17 protein-coding genes and 2 tRNA genes are annotated in these 20,102 nt (G+C 63.9%); 9 read left to right on the top strand and 10 right to left on the bottom strand.

All coding sequences use genetic code 11. The features are described from left to right. Nucleotides 1-112: 112 nt before the first annotated feature. The 4 genes from F0Q04_RS12245 to F0Q04_RS12230 all read left to right on the top strand — a co-directional run bounded on the left by F0Q04_RS12245 (nucleotide 113) and on the right by F0Q04_RS12230 (nucleotide 2,047). On the top strand, nucleotides 113-553 hold the full coding sequence (locus F0Q04_RS12245; protein ID WP_182340842.1) for an NfeD family protein: 441 nt from the start codon (nucleotides 113-115) through the stop codon (nucleotides 551-553). 189 nt (nucleotides 554-742) lie between these two features. Next, nucleotides 743-1,657 carry an SPFH domain-containing protein gene (locus tag F0Q04_RS12240; protein WP_021028801.1) on the top strand — a complete coding sequence of 305 codons (915 nt, stop codon included), beginning with the start codon at nucleotides 743-745 and terminating at the stop codon, nucleotides 1,655-1,657. A gap of 121 nt (nucleotides 1,658-1,778) precedes the next feature. Further along, nucleotides 1,779-1,869, top strand: a tRNA-Ser gene (locus F0Q04_RS12235). Between the two features lie 87 nt (nucleotides 1,870-1,956). After that, nucleotides 1,957-2,047, top strand: a tRNA-Ser gene (locus F0Q04_RS12230). A gap of 123 nt (nucleotides 2,048-2,170) precedes the next feature. On the opposite strand, the gene F0Q04_RS12225 is transcribed toward F0Q04_RS12230, so the two are convergent. The 10 genes from F0Q04_RS12225 to xseA all read right to left on the bottom strand — a co-directional run bounded on the left by F0Q04_RS12225 (nucleotide 2,171) and on the right by xseA (nucleotide 16,102). Continuing rightward, complete coding sequence (locus F0Q04_RS12225; protein WP_116927414.1) at nucleotides 2,171-3,655, bottom strand: sensor histidine kinase; 1,485 nt, start codon at nucleotides 3,653-3,655, stop codon at nucleotides 2,171-2,173. Then, nucleotides 3,652-4,362 carry a response regulator transcription factor gene (locus F0Q04_RS12220; protein ID WP_182340839.1) on the bottom strand — a complete coding sequence of 237 codons (711 nt, stop codon included), beginning with the start codon at nucleotides 4,360-4,362 and terminating at the stop codon, nucleotides 3,652-3,654. Before F0Q04_RS12220 ends, F0Q04_RS12225 begins: the two co-directional genes overlap by 4 nt. Nucleotides 4,363-4,474: 112 nt before the next feature. Continuing rightward, nucleotides 4,475-5,113 (bottom strand): sulfite oxidase heme-binding subunit YedZ, encoded by a 639-nt coding sequence (locus F0Q04_RS12215; RefSeq protein WP_182340837.1) that lies wholly within the window; start codon nucleotides 5,111-5,113, stop codon nucleotides 4,475-4,477. Between the two features lie 15 nt (nucleotides 5,114-5,128). Further along, on the bottom strand, nucleotides 5,129-6,109 hold the full coding sequence (msrP, locus tag F0Q04_RS12210) for a protein-methionine-sulfoxide reductase catalytic subunit MsrP (protein WP_182340834.1): 981 nt from the start codon (nucleotides 6,107-6,109) through the stop codon (nucleotides 5,129-5,131). Between the two features lie 1,106 nt (nucleotides 6,110-7,215). Then, nucleotides 7,216-9,693 carry a TonB-dependent siderophore receptor gene (locus F0Q04_RS12205; RefSeq protein ID WP_232539318.1) on the bottom strand — a complete coding sequence of 826 codons (2,478 nt, stop codon included), beginning with the start codon at nucleotides 9,691-9,693 and terminating at the stop codon, nucleotides 7,216-7,218. A gap of 153 nt (nucleotides 9,694-9,846) precedes the next feature. Further along, nucleotides 9,847-10,836: a FecR domain-containing protein gene (locus F0Q04_RS12200; protein ID WP_182340831.1), complete on the bottom strand. Its 990-nt coding sequence runs from the start codon at nucleotides 10,834-10,836 to the stop codon at nucleotides 9,847-9,849. Nucleotides 10,837-10,846: 10 nt separating this feature from the next. Next, a complete protein-coding gene (locus F0Q04_RS12195) occupies nucleotides 10,847-11,377 on the bottom strand; it encodes a sigma-70 family RNA polymerase sigma factor (protein ID WP_232539317.1) in 531 nt (176 codons plus the stop codon). Nucleotides 11,378-11,406: 29 nt separating this feature from the next. After that, the gene (locus F0Q04_RS12190; protein ID WP_182340828.1) at nucleotides 11,407-13,653 is read right to left on the bottom strand and encodes a TonB-dependent receptor; all 2,247 of its coding nucleotides are present in this window, start codon (nucleotides 13,651-13,653) and stop codon (nucleotides 11,407-11,409) included. A 238-nt stretch (nucleotides 13,654-13,891) separates the two neighbouring features. Further along, a complete protein-coding gene (locus tag F0Q04_RS12185; protein ID WP_021026539.1) occupies nucleotides 13,892-14,473 on the bottom strand; it encodes a superoxide dismutase in 582 nt (193 codons plus the stop codon). 273 nt (nucleotides 14,474-14,746) lie between these two features. Beyond that, nucleotides 14,747-16,102: an exodeoxyribonuclease VII large subunit gene (gene xseA, locus F0Q04_RS12180; protein ID WP_182340825.1), complete on the bottom strand. Its 1,356-nt coding sequence runs from the start codon at nucleotides 16,100-16,102 to the stop codon at nucleotides 14,747-14,749. Between the two features lie 614 nt (nucleotides 16,103-16,716). Between xseA and F0Q04_RS12175 the strand changes: the two genes are divergently transcribed. The 5 genes from F0Q04_RS12175 to F0Q04_RS12155 all read left to right on the top strand — a co-directional run bounded on the left by F0Q04_RS12175 (nucleotide 16,717) and on the right by F0Q04_RS12155 (nucleotide 19,907). Next, complete coding sequence (locus F0Q04_RS12175) at nucleotides 16,717-17,337, top strand: MotA/TolQ/ExbB proton channel family protein (RefSeq protein WP_021026538.1); 621 nt, start codon at nucleotides 16,717-16,719, stop codon at nucleotides 17,335-17,337. Nucleotides 17,338-17,356: 19 nt separating this feature from the next. Beyond that, nucleotides 17,357-17,773 (top strand): ExbD/TolR family protein, encoded by a 417-nt coding sequence (locus F0Q04_RS12170; RefSeq protein ID WP_021026537.1) that lies wholly within the window; start codon nucleotides 17,357-17,359, stop codon nucleotides 17,771-17,773. Nucleotides 17,774-17,815: 42 nt separating this feature from the next. Next, a complete protein-coding gene (gene lpxK, locus F0Q04_RS12165) occupies nucleotides 17,816-18,943 on the top strand; it encodes a tetraacyldisaccharide 4'-kinase (RefSeq protein WP_182340822.1) in 1,128 nt (375 codons plus the stop codon). An 8-nt stretch (nucleotides 18,944-18,951) separates the two neighbouring features. After that, nucleotides 18,952-19,149, top strand: coding sequence for a Trm112 family protein (locus F0Q04_RS12160; RefSeq protein WP_027010813.1), 198 nt, complete (start codon nucleotides 18,952-18,954; stop codon nucleotides 19,147-19,149). 161 nt (nucleotides 19,150-19,310) lie between these two features. Beyond that, on the top strand, nucleotides 19,311-19,907 hold the full coding sequence (locus F0Q04_RS12155; RefSeq protein ID WP_133248185.1) for a hypothetical protein: 597 nt from the start codon (nucleotides 19,311-19,313) through the stop codon (nucleotides 19,905-19,907). The last annotated feature ends 195 nt before the right edge of the window (nucleotides 19,908-20,102 follow it).

Here is a 20,102-nt window from a genome sequence, read left to right as displayed (position 1 = left end):
CGAAGTGTACGGAATTTGCACGCCCTTTTTATGTATCCTGCATCAATTGCCGCAAAATTGGTCGGCATATCGCACAATCGGACAACAAACCTAATCGAACAAGGAGGGAGCTATGGAGATGTCAACCGTGTGGTGGCTGCTGACCGGCCTGGCCGTCGTCGCCGAGCTGCTCACCGGCACGCTGTACTTGCTGATGTTCGCCATTGGCATGGCTGCCGCTGCCATCGCTGCGCACCTGGGTGCCAACGAAGTCACGCAGATCCTGGTCGCCGCCATCGTGGGCGCGGCCACCGTGCTGGCCTGCTACCTGCGGCAAAAACGCCGCGGCTCGCTGCTCTCGGGTGAGCGCGATCAGGACATGCACCTGGACATTGGCGAGCTGGTCCACATCGAACACTGGGATGCCGACCGCTGCGCCCAGGTGCGCTACCGCGGCGCGCCCTGGACGGCTGCACTGCTGGGCCAATACCCTGCGCTGCCCGGCGCCTACCGCGTGGTGCGGCTCGACGGTAACCGCCTGCTGGTGGAACCTGCCGAGCCCGCAGCGCACTAAGCGCGTATTCCCATCACCGGGGCAACAAAACATAACAGGCGCAGCCCAACCCATGCCCCACCACCGCCACTTGGCCCATCACACCCGCGTGGTGTAATGGCCAAGACCGTTGAGCCAGGGAGCCATCCCCAGCCAATCACCGAAAAAACGGGCGCGTTGCACTTAGCAGTGCGCCCATGAGGAGAGTCCATGGAAGTCGCCATCATCATATTTGTCATCGCAATCATCTTCATTGCGATGTCCGTCAAGATCGTGCCCCAGCAGCACGCCTGGGTCAAAGAGCGCCTGGGCCGTTACGCCGGCACCCTGGCCCCCGGCCCGCGCTTCATCATTCCCTTTGTCGACAAAGTCGCCTACAAGCACAGCTTGAAGGAAATTCCGCTGGATGTCCCCAGCCAGGTCTGCATTACGCGCGACAACACCCAGCTGCAGGTGGACGGCATCCTGTACTTCCAGGTGACCGACCCGATGCGCGCCAGCTACGGCTCGTCCAACTACATCATGGCCGTCACCCAGCTGGCCCAGACCTCGCTGCGTAGCGTGATCGGCAAGCTGGAACTGGACAAGACCTTTGAAGAGCGCGACATGATCAATGCCCAGATCGTCTCGGCGATCGACGAGGCCGCGCTCAACTGGGGCGTGAAGGTGTTGCGCTACGAAATCAAGGATTTGACGCCACCGGCAGAAATCCTGCGCTCCATGCAAGCCCAGATCACTGCCGAGCGTGAAAAGCGCGCGCTGATTGCCGCCTCCGAAGGCCGCCGCCAGGAACAGATCAATATCGCCACCGGCGAGCGAGAGGCCTTCATCGCCCGCTCCGAAGGTGAGAAGCAAGCCGCCATCAACAAGGCGCAAGGCGAGGCCGCATCGATCACTGCGGTGGCTGATGCCACTGCCCAGGCGCTCGAGCGCATTGCGACCGCCATCCGCCAGCCCGGCGGCGAGCAAGCCGTGCAGCTGAAGGTGGCCGAGCAGGCCGTGCATGCCTACGGCAAGCTGGCGAGCGACGCGACCACCACCTTGGTCGTCCCCAGCAACATGACCGAGGTCTCCAGCTTGATCACCTCGGCCATGCGCATGATCCAGACCGGCAAGGGCCAGTAACCACCCCGCCAACGCAGATGCAGCGCGCGCCCTCCTGGGGCCGCGCTGCATTTTTGCCAAACAAGCCCCCGCTTTGCTGGAAGGCGCCAAATTTCAGGCTAGAATACACGCTTCACCGACTGGAGAGGTGGATGAGTGGTTTAAGTCGCACGCCTGGAAAGCGTGTGTGGGTTAATAGCCCACCGCGGGTTCGAATCCCGCCCTCTCCGCCAGTCAACAGGTGAAATTGTCAGCCAAGCTGTCCACGCTTGGCTTTTTATTTCCTGGCCACCACAGGATGTAAAACGTACAAAACATGCGGAGAGGTGGATGAGTGGTTTAAGTCGCACGCCTGGAAAGCGTGTGTGGGTTAATAGCCCACCGCGGGTTCGAATCCCGCCTTCTCCGCCAAAGATAATGGATTCAGCAGCTTGCAAAGGCTTTTGAATCTGGCGCTGCCAGAGGCGCACAAAACAGAGGCTGCAAATTTCGGTTTGCAGCCTTTTGTTTTCAACGTGATGCGCTCAGGTAGCCCTAGCGCAAATAAAACCGAAACCGCGCCCCCGCCTCCCCTGCCTCACTGAGCAGCTCAATCGAGCTGTCGTGCAGCTGCAATATGCGGTGCACGATCATGAGCCCCAGCCCTCCAGACCGCCCATCGCTGCGGCTGTGCATGCGGCTCAAGGTGGGGCGCTCGAACAGGCTGTCGCGCAGCACGGGCGGTATGCCTGGCCCGGTGTCCTGCACCGTCACGCTGATGCGGCCCTGCTCTGCGGCACGCAGCTCCACATGGATATCGCCGCCTGGCGGCGTGGCGCGGATGGCGTTGTCGATCAGGTTGACCAGCACGCGCTCAAGCATGCCCAGATCAGCAGTGACGGGGGGCAGATCCGGGTCAATCACGGCGTGCAGGCGCTGCGCCTTGGCTTCGGCGGCCAGCTCGAACTTCTGGAACACGTCCTGCAGCAGATCGGGCAGAAAGAAGCGCTCGGGCTCGGGCTTGACCACGCCGTATTCCAGCCGCGCCAGCTCAAACAGTTTTTGCGCCAGGTCACCGACCTTGCGGCTTTGGTCCAGCGCGATGCCCAGGTAGCGGCGGCGCTCGTCTGCCGATAGCACATCGGCCTTGATCTGCAGGGTCTCCAGATAGCCATGCAATGACGTTAAAGGCGTGCGCAGGTCGTGGGAGATATTGGCGAAGAGCTCGCGGCGCTGCTGGTCTTGGGTGCGCAGCTTTTGCCACTGCTCCCAGGTGCGTTGCGCCAGCTGCGCAAAGGCCTGGCTAAGCACAGCGATATCGGCTCCGCCATGCGCGGCTTTTTGCAGCTTGGCCTGGGCCTGGGGCAGATCGGCCAGGCCATCGGTTTGCAGCTCTTGTACGGCCGCCGTCAGGCGCCGCAGCGGCCGGGTAATCATGCCAAAGGCTACGGCTGCAGCGACGGCGCCCAGCACCACCACGACCAGCAGCGACCAGAGCAGTGTGCGCAGCGCGCCATCGCTGCTCACGCGGGCTGCCAGGCTGTCACGCCCCTGGCCTTGCAGGATCACATAGACATAGCCAGAACGCTGGCCGCCCTGCATCAATGGCGCTGCGCTGAACACCTTGCGCTCGGCCATGCTGCGGGGATCATCCCCCAACACCGGCAGGGCCGCGCCACTGAACAGGCGCTGCAAGGGCTCCAGATCCACCTTTTGGCGCAAAATCCGTTCTTGCGGCGCATCGTAAGCCTGGATGGCACCTGTGTCATCGAGCAGGTAGACCTCAACGCTCGGGTTGACCTGCATCAGCTTGCCAAACAGCTCGCGGCTGGCCCCGGCGTTGAGGCCATCGGCACGCATCAGCTCCGGATAGCGGGCAATGCGCGCGGCCAGATCCTGCGACAGGCGCTGCACCACCTCTTGCTCACGCTGGTCGGACACCCGCATCTGCAGCCAGACCGTGGCCGCGCTGCAAGCCAACAGCAGCAGCACAAAGACCAGGGTCAGGCGCTGCGCCAAGGTGGTGGATGCGAGCTTCATGGCACTTCCTCCGCCCATTTGTAGCCATGGCCCCATACGGTCAGAATGCGCTTGGGGCTGCCAGGATCGGCTTCGATCTTGGCTCTCAAGCGGTTGATATGGGTGTTGACTGTGTGCTCGTAGCCATCATGGCGGTAGCCCCAGACTTGGTTGAGCAGGTCAAACCGGGAGAACACCTTGCCCGGATGGCGCACAAAAAAATGCAGCAGGTCAAATTCTCGCGGTGTCAGCTCCACCTGGGATCCACCCACCTTCACCTCGCGCGATATCGGGTTGATCTCTAGATTGCCGAGCACCAGCACACCGGCATCCAACCGGGCGTTTTGGGCCAAGGCCTGGCTGCGGCGCAACAGCGCGCGCACCCTGGCCACCAGCTCCAGCACCGAGAATGGCTTGGCCAGGTAGTCGTCCGCTCCCAGCTCCAGCCCCAGGATGCGGTGCATCTCGCTGGAGCGGGCACTGGTGATGATGATGGGCACGTAATAGGCCATCGCGCGGGCGCGGCGGCATATCTCCAGGCCATCCACGCCCGGCAGCATCAAATCCAGCACCAATGCATCCCAACCGCCCCGCTCCAAGGCCTGCATGCCCGCGTCGCCATCGGCCATGTGCACCACCTCATAGCCCTCGTCGCGCAGGTGCAATTGCAGCAGCTCCGCAATGGGAGCATCGTCTTCCACGATCAAGATACGTTTGCTGGGGTTCATGCTGTCATTGTGCGGTACATCGTGCGGTCTGCTGGCATCGGCACTTGGCTGCAAACCCAGGCGCCGCGCCCGCAAACGCCGGAGGCAGGCGCGCTTGAAATGGCCAATCCAGTCAGACCCCGGCAGCCTTGGCCGCCGCTTGCATCTGCTTGCGCTTTTGAAAAACCCAGCGCGCCGCCAGCAGCCCGGCAAGGATCAGCCCGTAGAGCCACACCTCGGCAAAGTTGTTCTTGCCCGAGCGCATCCACCAAAAGTGCAGCACGGCCAGCGCAGCCGCCCCATACACCGCGCGGTGCAGCATCTGCCAGCGTTTGCCGCCCATGCGCCGGATGATCCTGGGCACCGAGGTAATGGCCAGCGCCAGCAGGATCAGCCAGGCCAAGGTGCCCACGAGGATAAAGGGGCGCTTGATCAGGTCGTCGACGATGGCGGGCCAATCCACCCCCATGTCAAACACCACATAGGCCAGCCAGTGCAAGCTGGCGTAGAAGAAGGCATAAAGGCCCAGCATGCGGCGGTAGGCTGCCAACCCGTTCCAGCGCAGCCACTGGCGCAATGGCGTGACTGCCAGCGCAAAGCAGATAAAGCGGATGGCCCAGTCACCCAGCGAACGCAGCAGCGCTTCAGCCGGATTGGCCCCCAGGCCATCGGTGGCGGCCAGATAAAACAGCCAGGCCGCTGGCACCAGGCACAATACATGCAGCAGCAGCCGCTGCACAGCTTTGGCAGAAAAGCGCGAAGGTTTTGCCATGGGCAGGGACACCGATCAGTAGTCTTTGCGCAGATCCATGCCAGCGTACAGCTGGCCCACCTGGGCTTCGTAGCCGTTGAACAGCAAGGTCTTGTGGCGCTTGGCAAACAGGCCGCCTTCACCAATGCGGCGCTCGGTCGCCTGGCTCCAGCGCGGGTGCGGCACATCCGGGTTCACATTCGAGTAAAAGCCGTACTCATTGCGCGCCGCCTTGTTCCAGGCGGTGCCCGGCTGCTTCTCGACCACGCGGATGGTCACGATGCTCTTGGCGCTTTTGAAGCCATATTTCCAGGGCAGCACCAGGCGCACCGGTGCGCCGTTTTGCGGGGTCAAGGTTTTGCCGTACATGCCAAAGGCCAGAAGGCTGAGCGGGTGCATGGCTTCGTCCATGCGCAGGCCCTCGGTGTAGGGCCAGTCGAGCACACTGCTGTTCAGGCCAGGCATCATCTTGCGATCGGCCAAGGTCACGAACTCTATATACTTCGCGCTGCCCTGGGGCTCCACCTGCGCCAGCAATTTGGACAGCGAGTAGCCCACCCAGGGGATCACCATCGACCAGCCCTCGACACAGCGCAGCCGGTAAATGCGCTCTTCCTGGGCGCTGAGCTTGAGCAGCTCTTCGATGTCAAAGGTTTTGGGTTTGTTGACCAGGCCTTCGACCCGCACGGTCCAGGGCCGTGTCTGCAAGGTGTGGGCGTAGCGCGCCGGGTCGCTTTTGTCCAGGCCGAACTCGTAGTAGTTGTTGTAGCTGCTGGCATCCTGAAAGGACGTCGGTGTCTCCATCGACATGGCGCCGGGCACCGTCGAGCGCACGGTGCTGATCGGCTGCGTGCCGTCGGACCTGGCCGCTTGTGCCCAAGCCCCGCCTGCGGCCAGCGCCGAGCCGCCAGCGGCCCCCAGTTTGAGCAAGTCGCGCCGGCTCAAATACAGGTGCTGCGGGGTGATGTCGCTGCTGCTGCCGTGGTCAAAACCCGCGTTGTTGGTACGTATCAGCATGGGTATCGCTCCTGAAGTCGGTAGATGCGGATGAGGCAGGCCAGTGGGCCTGCCTCGGTTACCTCTAATAGACACCATCTGCAGCGCAAAAATTTCAAGCGCTGCTCAGTATTTGTTAAACAAAAAGTTATAAATAACCTGTTTGGAATGCCTGCCAGCGTCCGCTTTGGTGCCGGATCTCTAGCGCACAGAAAACAAGACCACCCTCGAAAGCGTGGCACCGACCATTCAGATCCGCCTATCGCCGCCCAGCGCAGATGAGCTTGCACACAAATCCCGTCCCATTCTGAGATGGCCCTTACATACAGTGCTATCAGACAAACACTGAAAGATGCCATGCAGATCTATGTCCGTGTAAATCCTGGCCAAACAAGACCGGTTACATGCTGAGTGGACAAAGCATACCGCTGATGGCTATGCATAACTAGGCATGATTATTCCCCTGAAACGGAATGCCGTAGACGCTGCCGCTGATGGCTTTATACCTTGCCAGCATGGCCTGCAGCGGAATTGCACCATGGAGCAGAAAGCCCGCCAGGCCGCGATGGCTGTATGGCCTTGCTTCCTTAGAGTGGACTCCCGGGGACATTGTGCGACGAAGCATCCGATGGTTCGTTGTAATAAGCCCCCAGCCAGAAATCCCTGCCATGTGGCTCTCCTACCGTGACGTCATCGATATCTGCGGAGCTACCTTAGGTCGCGTTGATTATCACGAGAGGAGCCTCCAAAATGCTTGAAGCAATGAACCTGCCAGTACGGTGCATGAATGGGCCCTCAGCGTCGAATTCAAGGCTGCCAACTAGTAGGATCAGCTTGGATGAAAGGGGCCGCTGCTGCAGCAAGTCAGATGCAGTAAAGTGAGCGCCGCCGCCGCTGCTGAAGATCAAAGCATGCTCAGATTGCATGACTTGACTCACTGGCTCCGTTCGTGCCGGTAACGGCGCTTGCGCATACCGGTGGCCCAGCGGTAGAGGGGTGCACTACTGGGCCCAGGGCCCTCACAACCCCAGGCTTGCGGCGAAGGAATGATGATCCTCAGGCTAGGCGCACACCACTACGTGTGCAGTGTTTTGCCACTCGTCATCAAGCGCCATTAAGTGTGACCCTCAGAACTTATAGCGCGCCGACAGGTAATAGCTGCGCGGATCCCCATATACGCCCGTGCCATACGAGCCCATGCCTGGCATATAGGTCTTGTTCAGCACATTGCTCAGGTTCAGCGCTATCGACAGGTGCGAGTCCACCTCCCAGCGCGCCATCAGGCCCAGCAAGGTGTAGGCCGGCTGGGTGGCGCGCCACTGGGTGTCGCCCGCTTGCTGGTAGTAGGTCTCGCTCTGCCAGCTGAGCGACCCGCCCACCGTCACGGGGTTCCACTGGCCGGGCAGGCGGTAGCTGGTGCTGAGCTTGACCAGGTGCTTGGGCTGGTTGGTGTTGACCGCGCTCAGGATCACATCGGGCTGGTAGCCCAAGGTGGACTCGCGGTAGGTGTAGCCCGCGTACACATTCCAGGCGGGGGTGACCTGGCCGGAGACCTCCATCTCCACGCCCCGGCTCTTGACGCCCTTGGCCGCGATATAGATCTCTTCACCGGTCGCGGGGTTGGAATCCACATACTGCGCAGCGTTGTTTTGCTGGGTGTGGAACAGCGCGATAGAGGTGTTGAGCTTGCCATCCAGCAGCGCGCCCTTGATGCCGATCTCCTGGCTCTTGCCCGTCAGCGGTGGCAAGGCTGCACCGCCCGCATCCTTGTAGTAGGTCTGCGGGTTGAAGATATCGGTGTAGCTCGCATAGGCCGACCACTGCTTGCTGAAGTCATAGACCACGCCAGCATAAGGAATGACTTTGTGGTTCACCTTCAGCCTGTCGTTGAGCGTGTAGGCGCTGGTTGCCAGGTCGGTCTCGCCATCGACCAGGCGGTACCAGCTCAGCCGCGCGCCCAGGATGACGGACAGCGCATCGGTGGGCCGCAGGCGCACGGCGGCAAACGCGCCTTTTTCGGTGACGCGCGTGTCGCGGTCGCTGACCAGGTCCAGTTGAGGCTCGGGCGCATTGCCATGCCAGTCAAAATAATTGCCCACCGCGTCATAGCTGGTGGTGTAGCCGGGGGCGCCACGGCGCTCGCGCGACCACCCCGCGCCCAAGGTCAGCTCATGGCTGCGGCCCAGCAGCTCGAACGGGCCCGACAGCACGGCATTGAGCGAATCGGTGGTCGAGGTCGTGGGAATCTTGGCCGACAGCATATTGAGGCCCAGCCCTGTCTCTTTGTCCAGCGAACCATAGGCGGCCACGCCCACCTTCACATCGCGGCTTTGGCGCAGGTGGCTGCCTGCCAGCTCCAGCTTCCAGCCGTTGTCAAACACATGCTTCAGATCGGCAAACAGGTTGGTGCTGTCGTTGTTCCAGTACGACCAGCGCGCAGCAGGGTTGAGCGAGGTCGGAAAATGCGTCTGCCTGCCATCCGAGAAAAACAGCGGCAGATGGCCATAGCTTGCGCCGTCAGCACGGGTCTGCATGTAGTCAATGCCCAGCGCTGCCGTGGTGCGGGGCGCCAGATCGGCCTCGACGATGCCATAGAAGTTGCGCGTATCGCGGCTGTAGTAGTCGACATGTGAATCGGCATTTTGCGCGGCGGCCACCACGCGGGCACGCAGGCTGCCATCGGCATTCAAGGGGCCCGATACATCGGCCACACCGCGCTGCTTGCTCCAGGATCCCACACCGCCTTCCAGCGATGCCTGGAACTCCTTGGTCGGCCGCTTGCGCACCAGGTTGACAACCGCGCCCGGGTTGCCCGCGCCAATCAGCAAGCCGGTGGCGCCCTTGACCACTTCCACCCTGTCGTAGATGGCGCTGTCCGCCAACGAGGTGGTGTATTGGTTGGCCGAGTTCATCGTATTGGGCATGCCGTCGAACTGGAAGTTCTCGACCGCAAAGCCGCGCGAGTAGAAGGTCGCGCGCTCGCTGTCATTGCGGCCTACCGTGATGCCGGTCACCTTGTCCAGAATCTCGGGCAGGCTGCTCAGGCCCTGGTCGTCCATCTGCTGGCGGGTGATCACCGTCACCGACTGCGGCGTCTCGCGCAAGGACAAGCCCATGCGCGTTGCGGTGCTGGATTCCGCTGCCGTGTAAGAGCCCGTATGCTCCGAGGCGGCCACCCGGTCGGCCTGGGCCTGCACCACCACCGGCGCCAGCACCATCTCGCCCGCCGCCGGGCCCTGGCTGGCCGCCGCGCGCTTGCGCAGCACATAGGAGCGGTCGCCCGCAGGCACGGCCTCCAGCCCGGTTCCCGCCAGTAGCAGCTGCAGCGCCTGGGCCACGGGCAGCTGCCCGCGCACGCCGGGCGATTGCGCGGCGCTCACCAGCTCGGGCGGGCCGCTGACGCTGACACCGGTTTGCGATGCAAAGGCCACCAGCGCCGCTGGCAGTGGCCCGGCCGGCACCTGCAGCGGTTGCGCCGCGCCCGCCGCTGCAGGGGCCTGCTCGGCGGCGGTTTGGGCATGGGCCGGCACGGCCAGCCCCATCATGGCGCTGACACCCATGGTGATGACGGCGGCTTGCACCGCGCGGGCCACCGTAGATGGCATGGGCAGCGCTCCCGCGGGGGTGGTTTGGGGACGATGAAAAACGGTTGGCATAAGGCTTCCTGCTTGGGGTCGGTACAGATCAATTCGCTATCTCTATGCAGGACAGCCGACCGCGCCCAAAGGGGCCAACTTGGCAGAAAATTCTTTAAAAGCTCAGTGCCGCAAGGGCAGCACCGTGACCCAGTAAGGGGTTCGGGCGCTGATCTGCACCGGCAGCAGATGGGCCAGGTTGGCCAGCACCGCGTCGGTATCGGCTAGCTGGAACGCGCCCGAGATGCGCAGCGCCGCCACCTGCGGGTCGCAACGCAGCCAACCTTTGCGGTAGCGGCCCAGCTCGGCCAAAAAGGCATCCAGGCGCATGTTGTCGGCCGCCAGCACATCTTGCGTCCACTGGCTGGCCCCGGCCTGGGCAAGCTGTGGCTGCCCTGCCTCGCTGTCGCTAAAGCGCAGTTGCTGGCCGGCCTGCAAGCGCAGTGCTGCTGCGCCGCCGCGTGGGCGTACCTCCACGGCATCCTGCTGCACGGCCACATCGCTGTAGCCATCACCGCAGCGCACACTAAAGCGTGTGCCCAGTGCGCGTATCTCGCCCTGCTCGGTGGTCACCAAAAAAGCCCTTGCGCTGGCCTGCGGATCGGGCGCTGTCTCCACATAAAGCGCGCCAGCGCGCAGATGGATGCGGCGCTGCAGCGCGTCGAACTGCACATCGGCCGCGCTGGCAGTGTCCAGCACCATGCGGCTGCCATCGGACAGCGTCCAGCTGCGCCATTCGCCAGTGGTCGTGGCATGGCTGGACGTCCACTGCTGCACCGGCGCCATGCGCCAGGCCAGCCAGCCCGCTGGCACTGCCGTGATCAGCACCGCCAGCGCGCGCACGGTATCGCGGCGCGTGGCACGGCGCTGGGGCCGAGACAGCGCGGGCGCGCCCGGCGATGCCGGAATGGAGCCCGCCTGCAGACTGACGGCCATCGCCCGTTGCCAGGCACGCTCATGCGCAGGCGATTGCGACCGCCAGCGCGCCAGCTCCGCCTGGGCACCGGCGCTGCCGGCCTCCTCTTGCAGGCGCACAAACCATTCGGCCGCCTGCATCGCCACCTCGCGGGTGATGAGGGGCGCGGCCACGGGCGGCGGATTCCAGGCACTCATGGCGGGCACCTCAGTCCGCCAGCAAAATGCATTCGGCCATGGCCTGGGCCATATAGCGCTTGACCGAGCGCAGGCCCACGCCCAGTACCTGGGCAATCTCGGCATAGGTCAGGCCGTCGATCTGCGAGAGGATGAACACCGCCCTTACCTTGGCCGGCAGTGCATCGAGCATCGCATCGACCTCCTGCAAAGCCTGCAGAATGGCCAGTTGCCGCTCGGGCGAGATAGCCTCGGGCTCGGGCAACACAGCCAGCGCCTGCAGATAGGCCTGCTCCAGCGACTGGCGGCGCAGGTGGTTGACCAGCACATGCTTGGCCACCGTGGCCAGGTAGGCACGCGGGGCGCGCAGCGCAGCGGCCGGCGGCGCGGCCGCGCTGGCATCGCCATGGCTGGCAGCCGGGCTCAGCAGCCGCACCTGGTGTGCATCACCGAGCCTGCGGCGCAGCCACCCTTGCAGCCAGCCATGGTGCTCCACATAGAGCGCGGCAATATCGGGCAGCATGGGGACGGGCTGCAGGGGCAAGGGGCTGGTCGCAGTCATGGGGCAAACCGCAGTCCGGCTGTCAGCGCTTAGAAGTCCACACTGGCGCTGACCGTGAAGGTGCGCGGGTTGGACAGCACCAAGTAGCCGGTCGAACCCACCGAGGCCCAGTAGTTGCGGTTGGCCGCGTTCTCCACGCGGGCGCGCAGGGTCACCAGGCGGCCATCGATTTCGGTCAGGTAGCGCGCACCCAGGTCAAACCGAGTCCAGCCTGCCACCTGCAAGGTATTGGTCGCATTGGCATAGCTGCTGCCGGTGGCCACGGCGCGGCCATCCAGGCTCAGGCCCCGCACGCCGGGCACATCCCACTCCAGCCCCAGATTGCCCTGCTGGCGGGGCACGCCAATCACGCGCTTGCCGGCATTGGGGTTGTTGCCATCGGCCAGTTGCTTGGCATCGAGCCAGGTGACGCCACCCAGCACGCGCAGGCCGCGTGTGACCTGGCCAAACACATTGAGCTCCAGGCCACGGTGGCGGTCCATGCCTTCAGGGCCGTAGACGCCCGAGATGGAATTGCGGAACACACGCGGCTTGTCGGTGGTGAACCAGGCCAGGCCCGCGCCAATATCGCCACCATCCCACTTCAAGCCCACTTCCTTTTGCTTGGAGACATAGGGTGCCAGCGCCGCGCCGGCATTGGCCACCGGCAAGCCCGACGACAGCGCCGGTGCAATCTCGCCCGGGGTCAGGCCTTCGATGTAGTTGGCGTAGAGCGATACCCGCTCGGCCGGCTTGAAGACGACGGCCGCCATCGGGCTGGTGCGGCTCTTGTCCACCTTGGGCGCTGCAATGCCGGTGTTATAGGCAAAGGTCTGCGTCTCGATGGCCTGGTGGCGCACGCCCAGGGTGAGCAGCAGGCGCTCGTCGAACATCGACAGGGTGTCCGACAAGGCCAGGCTCGACAGCTTGATGCGGGCCTGCACGGCCGGGTCATCCAGGTCGTTCGAGCTGGTGCCCAAGGGCGGTGCCGCGCCATAGACGGGGTTGTACAGATTGGTGGCCAGCGCGCTGGCGGCCGGCTGCGAGTAGAAGGCGTTCTTGCGCTTGTCCGAGAAAGCCGAGGCCGCCAGCACGATGCTGTGGCCAATGCTGCCGGTGGTCAGCTTGCCGCGCAGGCCCACTTCGCCGGTAAAGATGTCATCGGCGCGGGTATTGTCAAAGCGCCCTTGGGTGCCGCTGCCGGTGCTGCCATTGTTCAGGGTCAGGCTGGCGAGCGAGTTGCGCTCGCGGCCAAAGCGTGCACCGCCTGCCGCCCAGGCGGTGAGCCGGCTGTTGATGTCGTACTCGGCGCGCACCGAGCCAAAGCTGTCGCGCTCGTTCGAATAGGTCCAGGGCTGGGCAAAGTTTTTGCTGTTGTCCGGGGCGCTGGGCACCTGGGTCACTGCGGCACCCAAGGTCACATTGGGGCGTGGCGTGGTCAGTTTGTGGCTTTGGTAGCCCACATCGGCCGACAGGCGCAGATTGCTGGAGCGCCAATCCAACCCCAAGGACACCACACTCAGATCGACACCTTCGTCGTCGATCGTGGTATCGCCCTTGCGTTTGGCCACGTTCAGGCGCAGGCCGGTGGCCTGGTCGGGGCCAAAGCGGCGGCTGATGTCGGCCGCGGCATAGCCTTGCGCGCCGCTCGATCCACCCACGCTGACCCGCGTCAGCGGCTCGTTCGAGGCGCGCTTGGGCAGCAGGTTCAGGGCGCCACCAATGCTGTCACCGGCGGGCGATGCCCCATTCAAAAAGCCGCTGGCGCCGCGCAGCAGCTCTACGCGCTCAAACAGCTCGGCCGACACATACTGGCGCGGCAGCAGACCGTAGAGGCCGTTGTAGGCAATGCTGTCCGAGCCCAGCACAAAGCCGCGCACAAAATACGATTCCTGGAAGTTGCCAAAACCGCGCGAGACGCGCACCGAGGCATCGTTTTGCAGCACATCGCCCACGCTGCGCGCCTGCTGGTCGCGGATCAGATCCTGGGTATAGGCCGTCGTGGAGAACGGCGTGTTCATGATGTCTTCGGTGCCCAGAATACCCACACGCCCGCCGCGCGCCACCTGGCCGCCGGCATAGGCCTTGGACAGACCTTGCGCCGATGCATCGGCACTGGCGTTGACGGTCACGGTCGGCAAGACGCTGTCTTCGCCGGCAGCTGGCGCCGCTGCGGCGGTGGCTGTGTCAGCAGCGCCCTCCTGGGTTTGAGCCAAAGCGGGGACAGCGGTAAAAGAAACCAGCAGAGCAACTGCGCCCGCCACCGGGTGGAGCGCAAAACGGGAAGAGAACAACATACAACAACCAGCCAAGAAGCAAATGAGACTGATTATCAATCATGCATTTGCACGGCTCGGAAAACTGGCGCAAATCAGGGGCTTTGCCAGAGGGAAGTGTTGCCTGTAGCTGACAGACTGGGCACTGGCGCCAATGCACCGCCCTGCCCCCAAAAAGCAAAGGCCGGATACGGTGCAGCGCACCATCCGGCCTTTTTTCTGATCAGGTGTACCCGGCGATCACGCAGGGCAGCCGCTATCAGGCGAAATTGCTTTCCGCAAACTTCCAGTTCACCAGCTTGTCGAAGAAGGTTTCAACAAACTTCGGACGGGCATTGCGGTAGTCGATGTAGTAAGCATGTTCCCACACGTCGACGGTCAGCAGTGCCTTGTCGTCAGTGGTCAGCGGGGTGCCAGCAGCGCCGGTATTGACGATGTCCACCGAGCCATCGGGCTTCTTGACCAGCCAGGTCCAGCCCGAGCCGAAGTTGCCCACGGCCGAGGCCTGGAACGCCTTCTTGAACTCGGCGTAGCTGCCCCACTTCTTGTTGATGGCATCGGCCAGCGCGCCGCTTGGCTCAGCGCCGCCGCCGGGGGTCATGCAGTTCCAGAAGAAGGTGTGGTTCCAGATTTGAGCGGCCTGGTTGTAGATACCACCGGTCGCCTTCTTGATCACGGCTTCCAGCTCCAGGTTCTCGAACTCGGTGCCCTTTTGCAGCTCGTTGAGCTTGTCCACGTAGGCCTTGTGGTGCTTGCCGTGGTGGTATTCCAGCGTTTCCTGGCTGTAGGCAGGGGCCAGGGCATCAATCGCATAGGGCAGTGGTGGCAGAGTGCGTTCCATCGTGGTTTCCTCGTGGTTGGTATGGTTTCAAAGCCGGGCCAGGCGGTGTTGGCAAACACCGGCCAGCCCGCAGCCTCAGTCGTCGATTGTAAAAAGGAAAATCGACCCGTTGATGAATACGGGTTCAGCCCATTTACTATGACGACGATAGCATGCAAGCCAGGCAGCACGGCGTCAGAAAGCGCCGCCAATTGCCATCACGCGGGCTGGCCGCCGCAGCGGCGCAAGCGCGCGTCCGCCCCCAGGCCTGCGCAGTGGCACCTTGGCGCAGCGCTAGACCAGCAAGCGCTGGGTCGCCACCACATCGACACTGCCATCGGCCAGCTCGGCATGCAGGGCCTTGCCCGGTGTCGCCTGCGTTACCGAACTCACTACCTGGCCTTGCATGTCGGTCAGCAAGGCATAGCCCCGCGACAGCACCTGGCGCGGGTTGAGCAGCTCCAGCCGCGCATGCAATTGCGCCAGGCGCTGCTCACTGCGCTCCAGATGGCGCGCCGCGCCAGAGGGGAATACGCTGGCCAGGTGCTGCACGCGCTTGTCCTGGCCATGCAACTGGCTTTGTGCAGCGCTTTGCAGGCGGCGGCCAAGCCGGTCCAGCATCTGCTGCTGGCCGTGCACCAAGGATGACGGCCTGCCAATCTGGCGCGCTGCCATGTCCAGGCGCTGCTGCTGGCGGTCCAGATGGCGCTCGACACCATCGACCAGGCGCTGCTCCGCCAGTTGCAGCGCGCCCAGCCAGACATCGCGCGGCTGGCAGACCAGCTCGGCAGCGGCCGTGGGCGTGGGCGCGCGCAGATCGGCGCAGAAATCGGCGATCGTGAAGTCGGTCTCATGCCCCACGCCGCTCACCAGCGGCACCGGGCTTTGCACTACGGTGCGGGCCAGTTGCTCGGCGTTGAAGGCCCAGAGGTCCTCCAGCGAGCCACCGCCGCGCACCAGCAAGATGGTGTCGATGGGCACCGCCGGCGCGTCAATACTCAGGCGGGCGTCATAAGCGATCTGGGCCTCGGCCAGGCGGTAGAGCTTTTGCAGCGCCGCCACCATCGATGGCGCCGCCTGCGCGCCCTGCACCAGCGCTGGCACCAGCACCACCGGCAGCTGCGGCACGCGGCGGCGCAAGGCCGTCACCACATCGTGCAGCGCCGCCGCGCCCAGCGAGGTGACGATGCCGATGCCGCGCGGCATCAGCGGCAGCTGCCGCTTGCGCTCGCTGTCAAACAGGCCTTCGGATTCGAGCTGCGCCTTGAGGCGCAGGAACTGCTCAAACAACGCCCCCTGCCCGGCCCGGCGCATGCCTTCGACAATCAGCTGCAGATCGCCGCGCTGCTCATAGACCCCCAGCTTGCCCACCACCTCGACCAACTCGCCGTCGCGCGGGTTGAAGTCCAGCGCCTGCGCGGAGCGGCGAAACATCGCGCAGCGCACCTGGCCGTTGGCATCCTTGAGGTTGAAGTAGCAGTGGCCGCTGGCCGCGCGCGAAAAACCGCTGAGCTCCCCGCGCACCTCCACCGGGTTGAAGCGCGCCGCCAGCGCATCGGCCACCGCCCGGCACAGCGCGCCCACCTCCCAGATGCGGGGGCTGGGGGCGGCGTTGGCAGCGACAGTGGGCGGGTAGTGTGTGGTGTCCATAAAAATGGCCGGCTTGGCGGCAGGCTCGGCTCGGCAGAAATCAGGAGAGGTGAGTGTTGGTTGCGCCGCAACGCGGCATGCAGCAGACATGGTAGCGGCTGGGACTTGCGCCAGGGATCCAGCGGGCTGGCCATCCACCGTCAGGTGCTGCCATTCCGCTATCGAAGGGGCTGCCAATTAGCTGCCAACGCAACCACTGGCAGCGGCATTTTTTCCCGTCACAGCAACGACATAGAGGCCAGGGAAGGCTCAAAAGCCGGCTTTTCCCACACCTCCAACACGCAGTAGTCCACAAGAAAGCGGCTCTGTGACAGCGTCATGCATACGTCATACTCTGTAGCACAAAATATTGAACCTACGTACAAGCTTTTGATTTTTCAATATTTTTATCAGCTTATTTTTTAAGCAATCTAAGAAAAACCCCGTAAATTGGGCAATTTTTCCGGCTGATGACACATTACCCACAAAGTTATCCACATTTTTTGTGGATGACTGGGCCTTTCCGGCATTCTGGGACTGTGGGTTGGACGCAGCGCCAGCGCCGATTTTAGGCGGACCGGCAGTGGCCTTGGGCCATAATGGCCGCTGAAAAAAGAAAGAGCGGAGAGAGAATCTTGTTTTCCATCATCCAAGCAGCAGGCTGGCCCATCTGGCCCTTGATTGCCTGCTCCATCCTGGCCCTGGCATTGATCGTTGAGCGCTTTGTGGCTTTGAAAGCGGACAAAGTCGCCCCAGCCAACCTGCTGCAGGAAGCCATGTCCGTCTCAGCCAATGGGGTGCCCAGCGCCGAAGTGGTGAACCAGCTCGGCCAGAACTCGTCGCTGGGCGAGGTGCTGGCCAGCGGACTGCGCACCATCACCTTGGAGCCCCGCATCTCGGAGGCCGACCTGCGCGCCACGCTGGAGAGCACCGGCCGCCGCGAAGCCCAAAAGCTCGAAAAGTACCTCACCGCCCTCGCCACCATCGCATCGGCCGCGCCATTGCTGGGCCTCTTGGGCACGGTGATCGGCATGATCGAGATCTTCGGCTCGCAAAGCGGTGGCGGCAACAACCCCAGCATGCTGGCCCACGGTATCTCGATTGCGCTGTACAACACCGCTTTTGGCCTGATGGTGGCCATCCCGGCCCTCATTTTCTGGCGCTACTTCCGCAGCCGGGTCGATGGCTATCTGCTCACCCTGGAGCTGTCGGCCGAGCAGTTTCTGCGCCACCTGAACAAGCTGCGCCGCAGCTGATCGCCGGGCAGGAGCCAGCATGAACTTTCGCCCCCGCACCACGACAGAGCCCGAGATCAACTTGATCCCGTTCATTGATGTGCTGCTGGTCGTGCTCATCTTCCTGATGCTCTCGACCACCTACAGCAAATTCACCGAGCTGCAGCTGACCTTGCCGACCGCCAATGCCGAGCAACTGCGCGACCGGCCCAAAGAGATCATCGTCTCCGTCGCTGCCGATGGGCGCTATGCCGTGGGCAAGGTCGCGCTGGAAGGCAAGACCGTGGCCGATATGGCCGAAGCACTGCGCAATGCCGCCACCGCTGGCAAGGACAGCGTGATCATCATCAGCGCCGATGCGCTGGCGCCGCACCAGTCGGTGGTCTCGGTGATGGAAGCCGCCCGCCGCGTTGGCCTGCAGCAGATCACCTTTGCCACCCAGACGGCGGCACGCTAAACCCCAGGCACTGCGCCTGGGCAGTGCTAGCATGCAGCCTGCATGACCGTCCCGCCTCCCCCTCCATCCACGCCTGCCGCGCCCCCCAGTGCCACGCGCCCCCGCTCGGCACGCATCACCGATGCCTGGCAGCGCAAAGGCCTGCTGGCCATCGCGCTGCTGCCGCTGTCCTGGTGCTATGCAGCGCTGGGCGCGCTGCGCCGCGCCCTCTACCGCACCGGTCTGTGCAAGGCCTACCGCGCGCCGGTGCCCGTGGTGGTGGTGGGCAATGTGATCGCCGGGGGCGCGGGCAAGACGCCTGTGACCCTGCACCTGGTGCAGGCCTTGCAGGCCCAGGGCTGGCGGCCAGCGGTTATCTCGCGCGGCTATGGGCGCGACAACAGCAAAAATCCCAACGCGATAGCCGTCACCCCCGGCAGCGACCCGCGCCTGGTGGGCGATGAGCCCTTGCTGATCGCCCAGCGCAGTGGCGTGCCGGTGTATGTGGCTGCGCTGCGGGCCACGGCCGCCCAGGCGGCCCTGCAGGCGCACCCCGATGTCGATGTGCTGGTCTGCGACGATGGCCTGCAGCACCTGGCACTGGCCCGCGATGTGGAGATTGCCGTCTTCAACGCCCAAGGCATTGGCAATGGCTGGCAACTGCCGGCCGGGCCACTGCGCGAGCCCTGGCCCAGGCGGCTGGACATTGCGCTCTACGCCGGCCCAGCGCCCCAGCAGCTGGCAGCCACTGGTGCAGCGGCCTGGCCGCTGCAGCGCAGCCTGGCCTGCTATGCCGTTGGCCAGGATGGCCGCCACCATGCGCTTGCCGATCTGCGCGGCCGGCCAGTGCATGCGCTGGCCGCCATTGCCTATCCGCAGGAGTTTTTTGCGATGCTGCAAGCCCAGGGCCTGCAGCTGGCCCGCAGCGATGCACTGCCCGACCATGCCCCGCTGGACGACCCGGCCTGGCTGGCAAGCCTCGGAATCGCCGCGACCAGCGCACCTACAATAGGTGCACCCGATGCACCCGTGCTGCTGTGCACCGAAAAGGATGCGCACAAGCTCTGGCGCATTGCCCCCCATGCACTGGCTGTGCCGCTGGAGGTCGCCATCGACCCGGCCTTTGGCCAGCATGCCGATGCACTGCTGCGCCAGCACCAGCCCGCATCGCCCCCTGTTAAGAAAGACTGATTGCTGCTATGGACCCGAAACTGCTCGAACTGCTGGTTTGCCCCGTCACCAAAGGCCCCCTGCGCTATGACCGCGAGCGCCAGGAACTGGTCTCGCGCAGCGCGCGCCTGGCCTACCCGGTGCGCGATGGCATGCCCATCATGCTCGAAGGCGAAGCGCGCCCGCTCAGCGACGAAGAAATCGACGCTTTAGCTGCGGCAGATTAAGGTTTGATGAAGTTGCGGCCCCACCGGGGCCGGCATGGCCGTCCGCACAGGCAAACCCCAATAGCGGTTTGGTAAAAAAAAGACACAATTTGCTGAAATTTTAGGCACAGCGCCTCCGGGCAGGCCTTGTGGATTGCATCCATTTTTTTCAGCACATTGCCATGCATACCCTGATTCTCAAGAAAACCGACAAAGGCATGGAGGCGCTGCGCGCCCGGGATCCCTCGTTGCCGCACCGCATGCGACCGGCCTTCATCATGTTTGATGGGCAAAAAAGCATTGAACAGGTGATGGCGCTGGCGCCCTCGGCAGGTGGACAGCTGCAGGTGCTCGAAGACATCAAGCAGCTGCTGCAGCAAGGCCTGCTGGAGCTTTTGCGCCCCAGCGACGCAGGCCAATTGCCCGCGAGCGCCAGTGCCATCATTGACAACCTGACCGACCCTGCGACCACGCCGCCACCCGCTGCTGCAGCCGCCCCAGTTGCCGCGCAGACCGCAGCCAGCAATGCAACTGCTGCCATCAGCAACCCCAGCGAGCGCTATATCAAGGCCTATGCCGCTGCCAGCCAATTGGTCAGCGGCCTGGGGCTCAAAGGCTTTCGGCTGCAGCTGCAACTGGAAAAAGCCCAGGGCTACGACGGCCTGGTCGCCGTCCTGCCCAAGCTGCGCGAGGTGATCGACGCCAAGAAACTGCGCCCCATCGAGGCCATTCTGTTTGGCAGCAACGAGACCAATACGCCTGTCAAGCCTGCACCCTGAGCGCGGGCGCCGCAGCAGCGGCGACTGCCTGGGTAGGTGGCTTGTGGCTGTCGGGCCTGGCCGGCGGCGACTAGCTGGGCGCACCTGGCCGGCCGCACCTAGTCGGCTACACCTCGCTGGCAGCGCCTGGCCGGCCGCACCTAGCCGGCCGCACCTCGCCGGCCACCCTCCTCGCTACAATTTAAGTTGGCTTCA

This window comes from Comamonas koreensis (assembly GCF_014076495.1).
Lineage (GTDB): Bacteria > Pseudomonadota > Gammaproteobacteria > Burkholderiales > Burkholderiaceae_C > Comamonas > Comamonas squillarum.
Note: the sequence above shows the minus strand (reverse complement) of the source record. Positions and strands in the feature narration are given on the sequence as shown.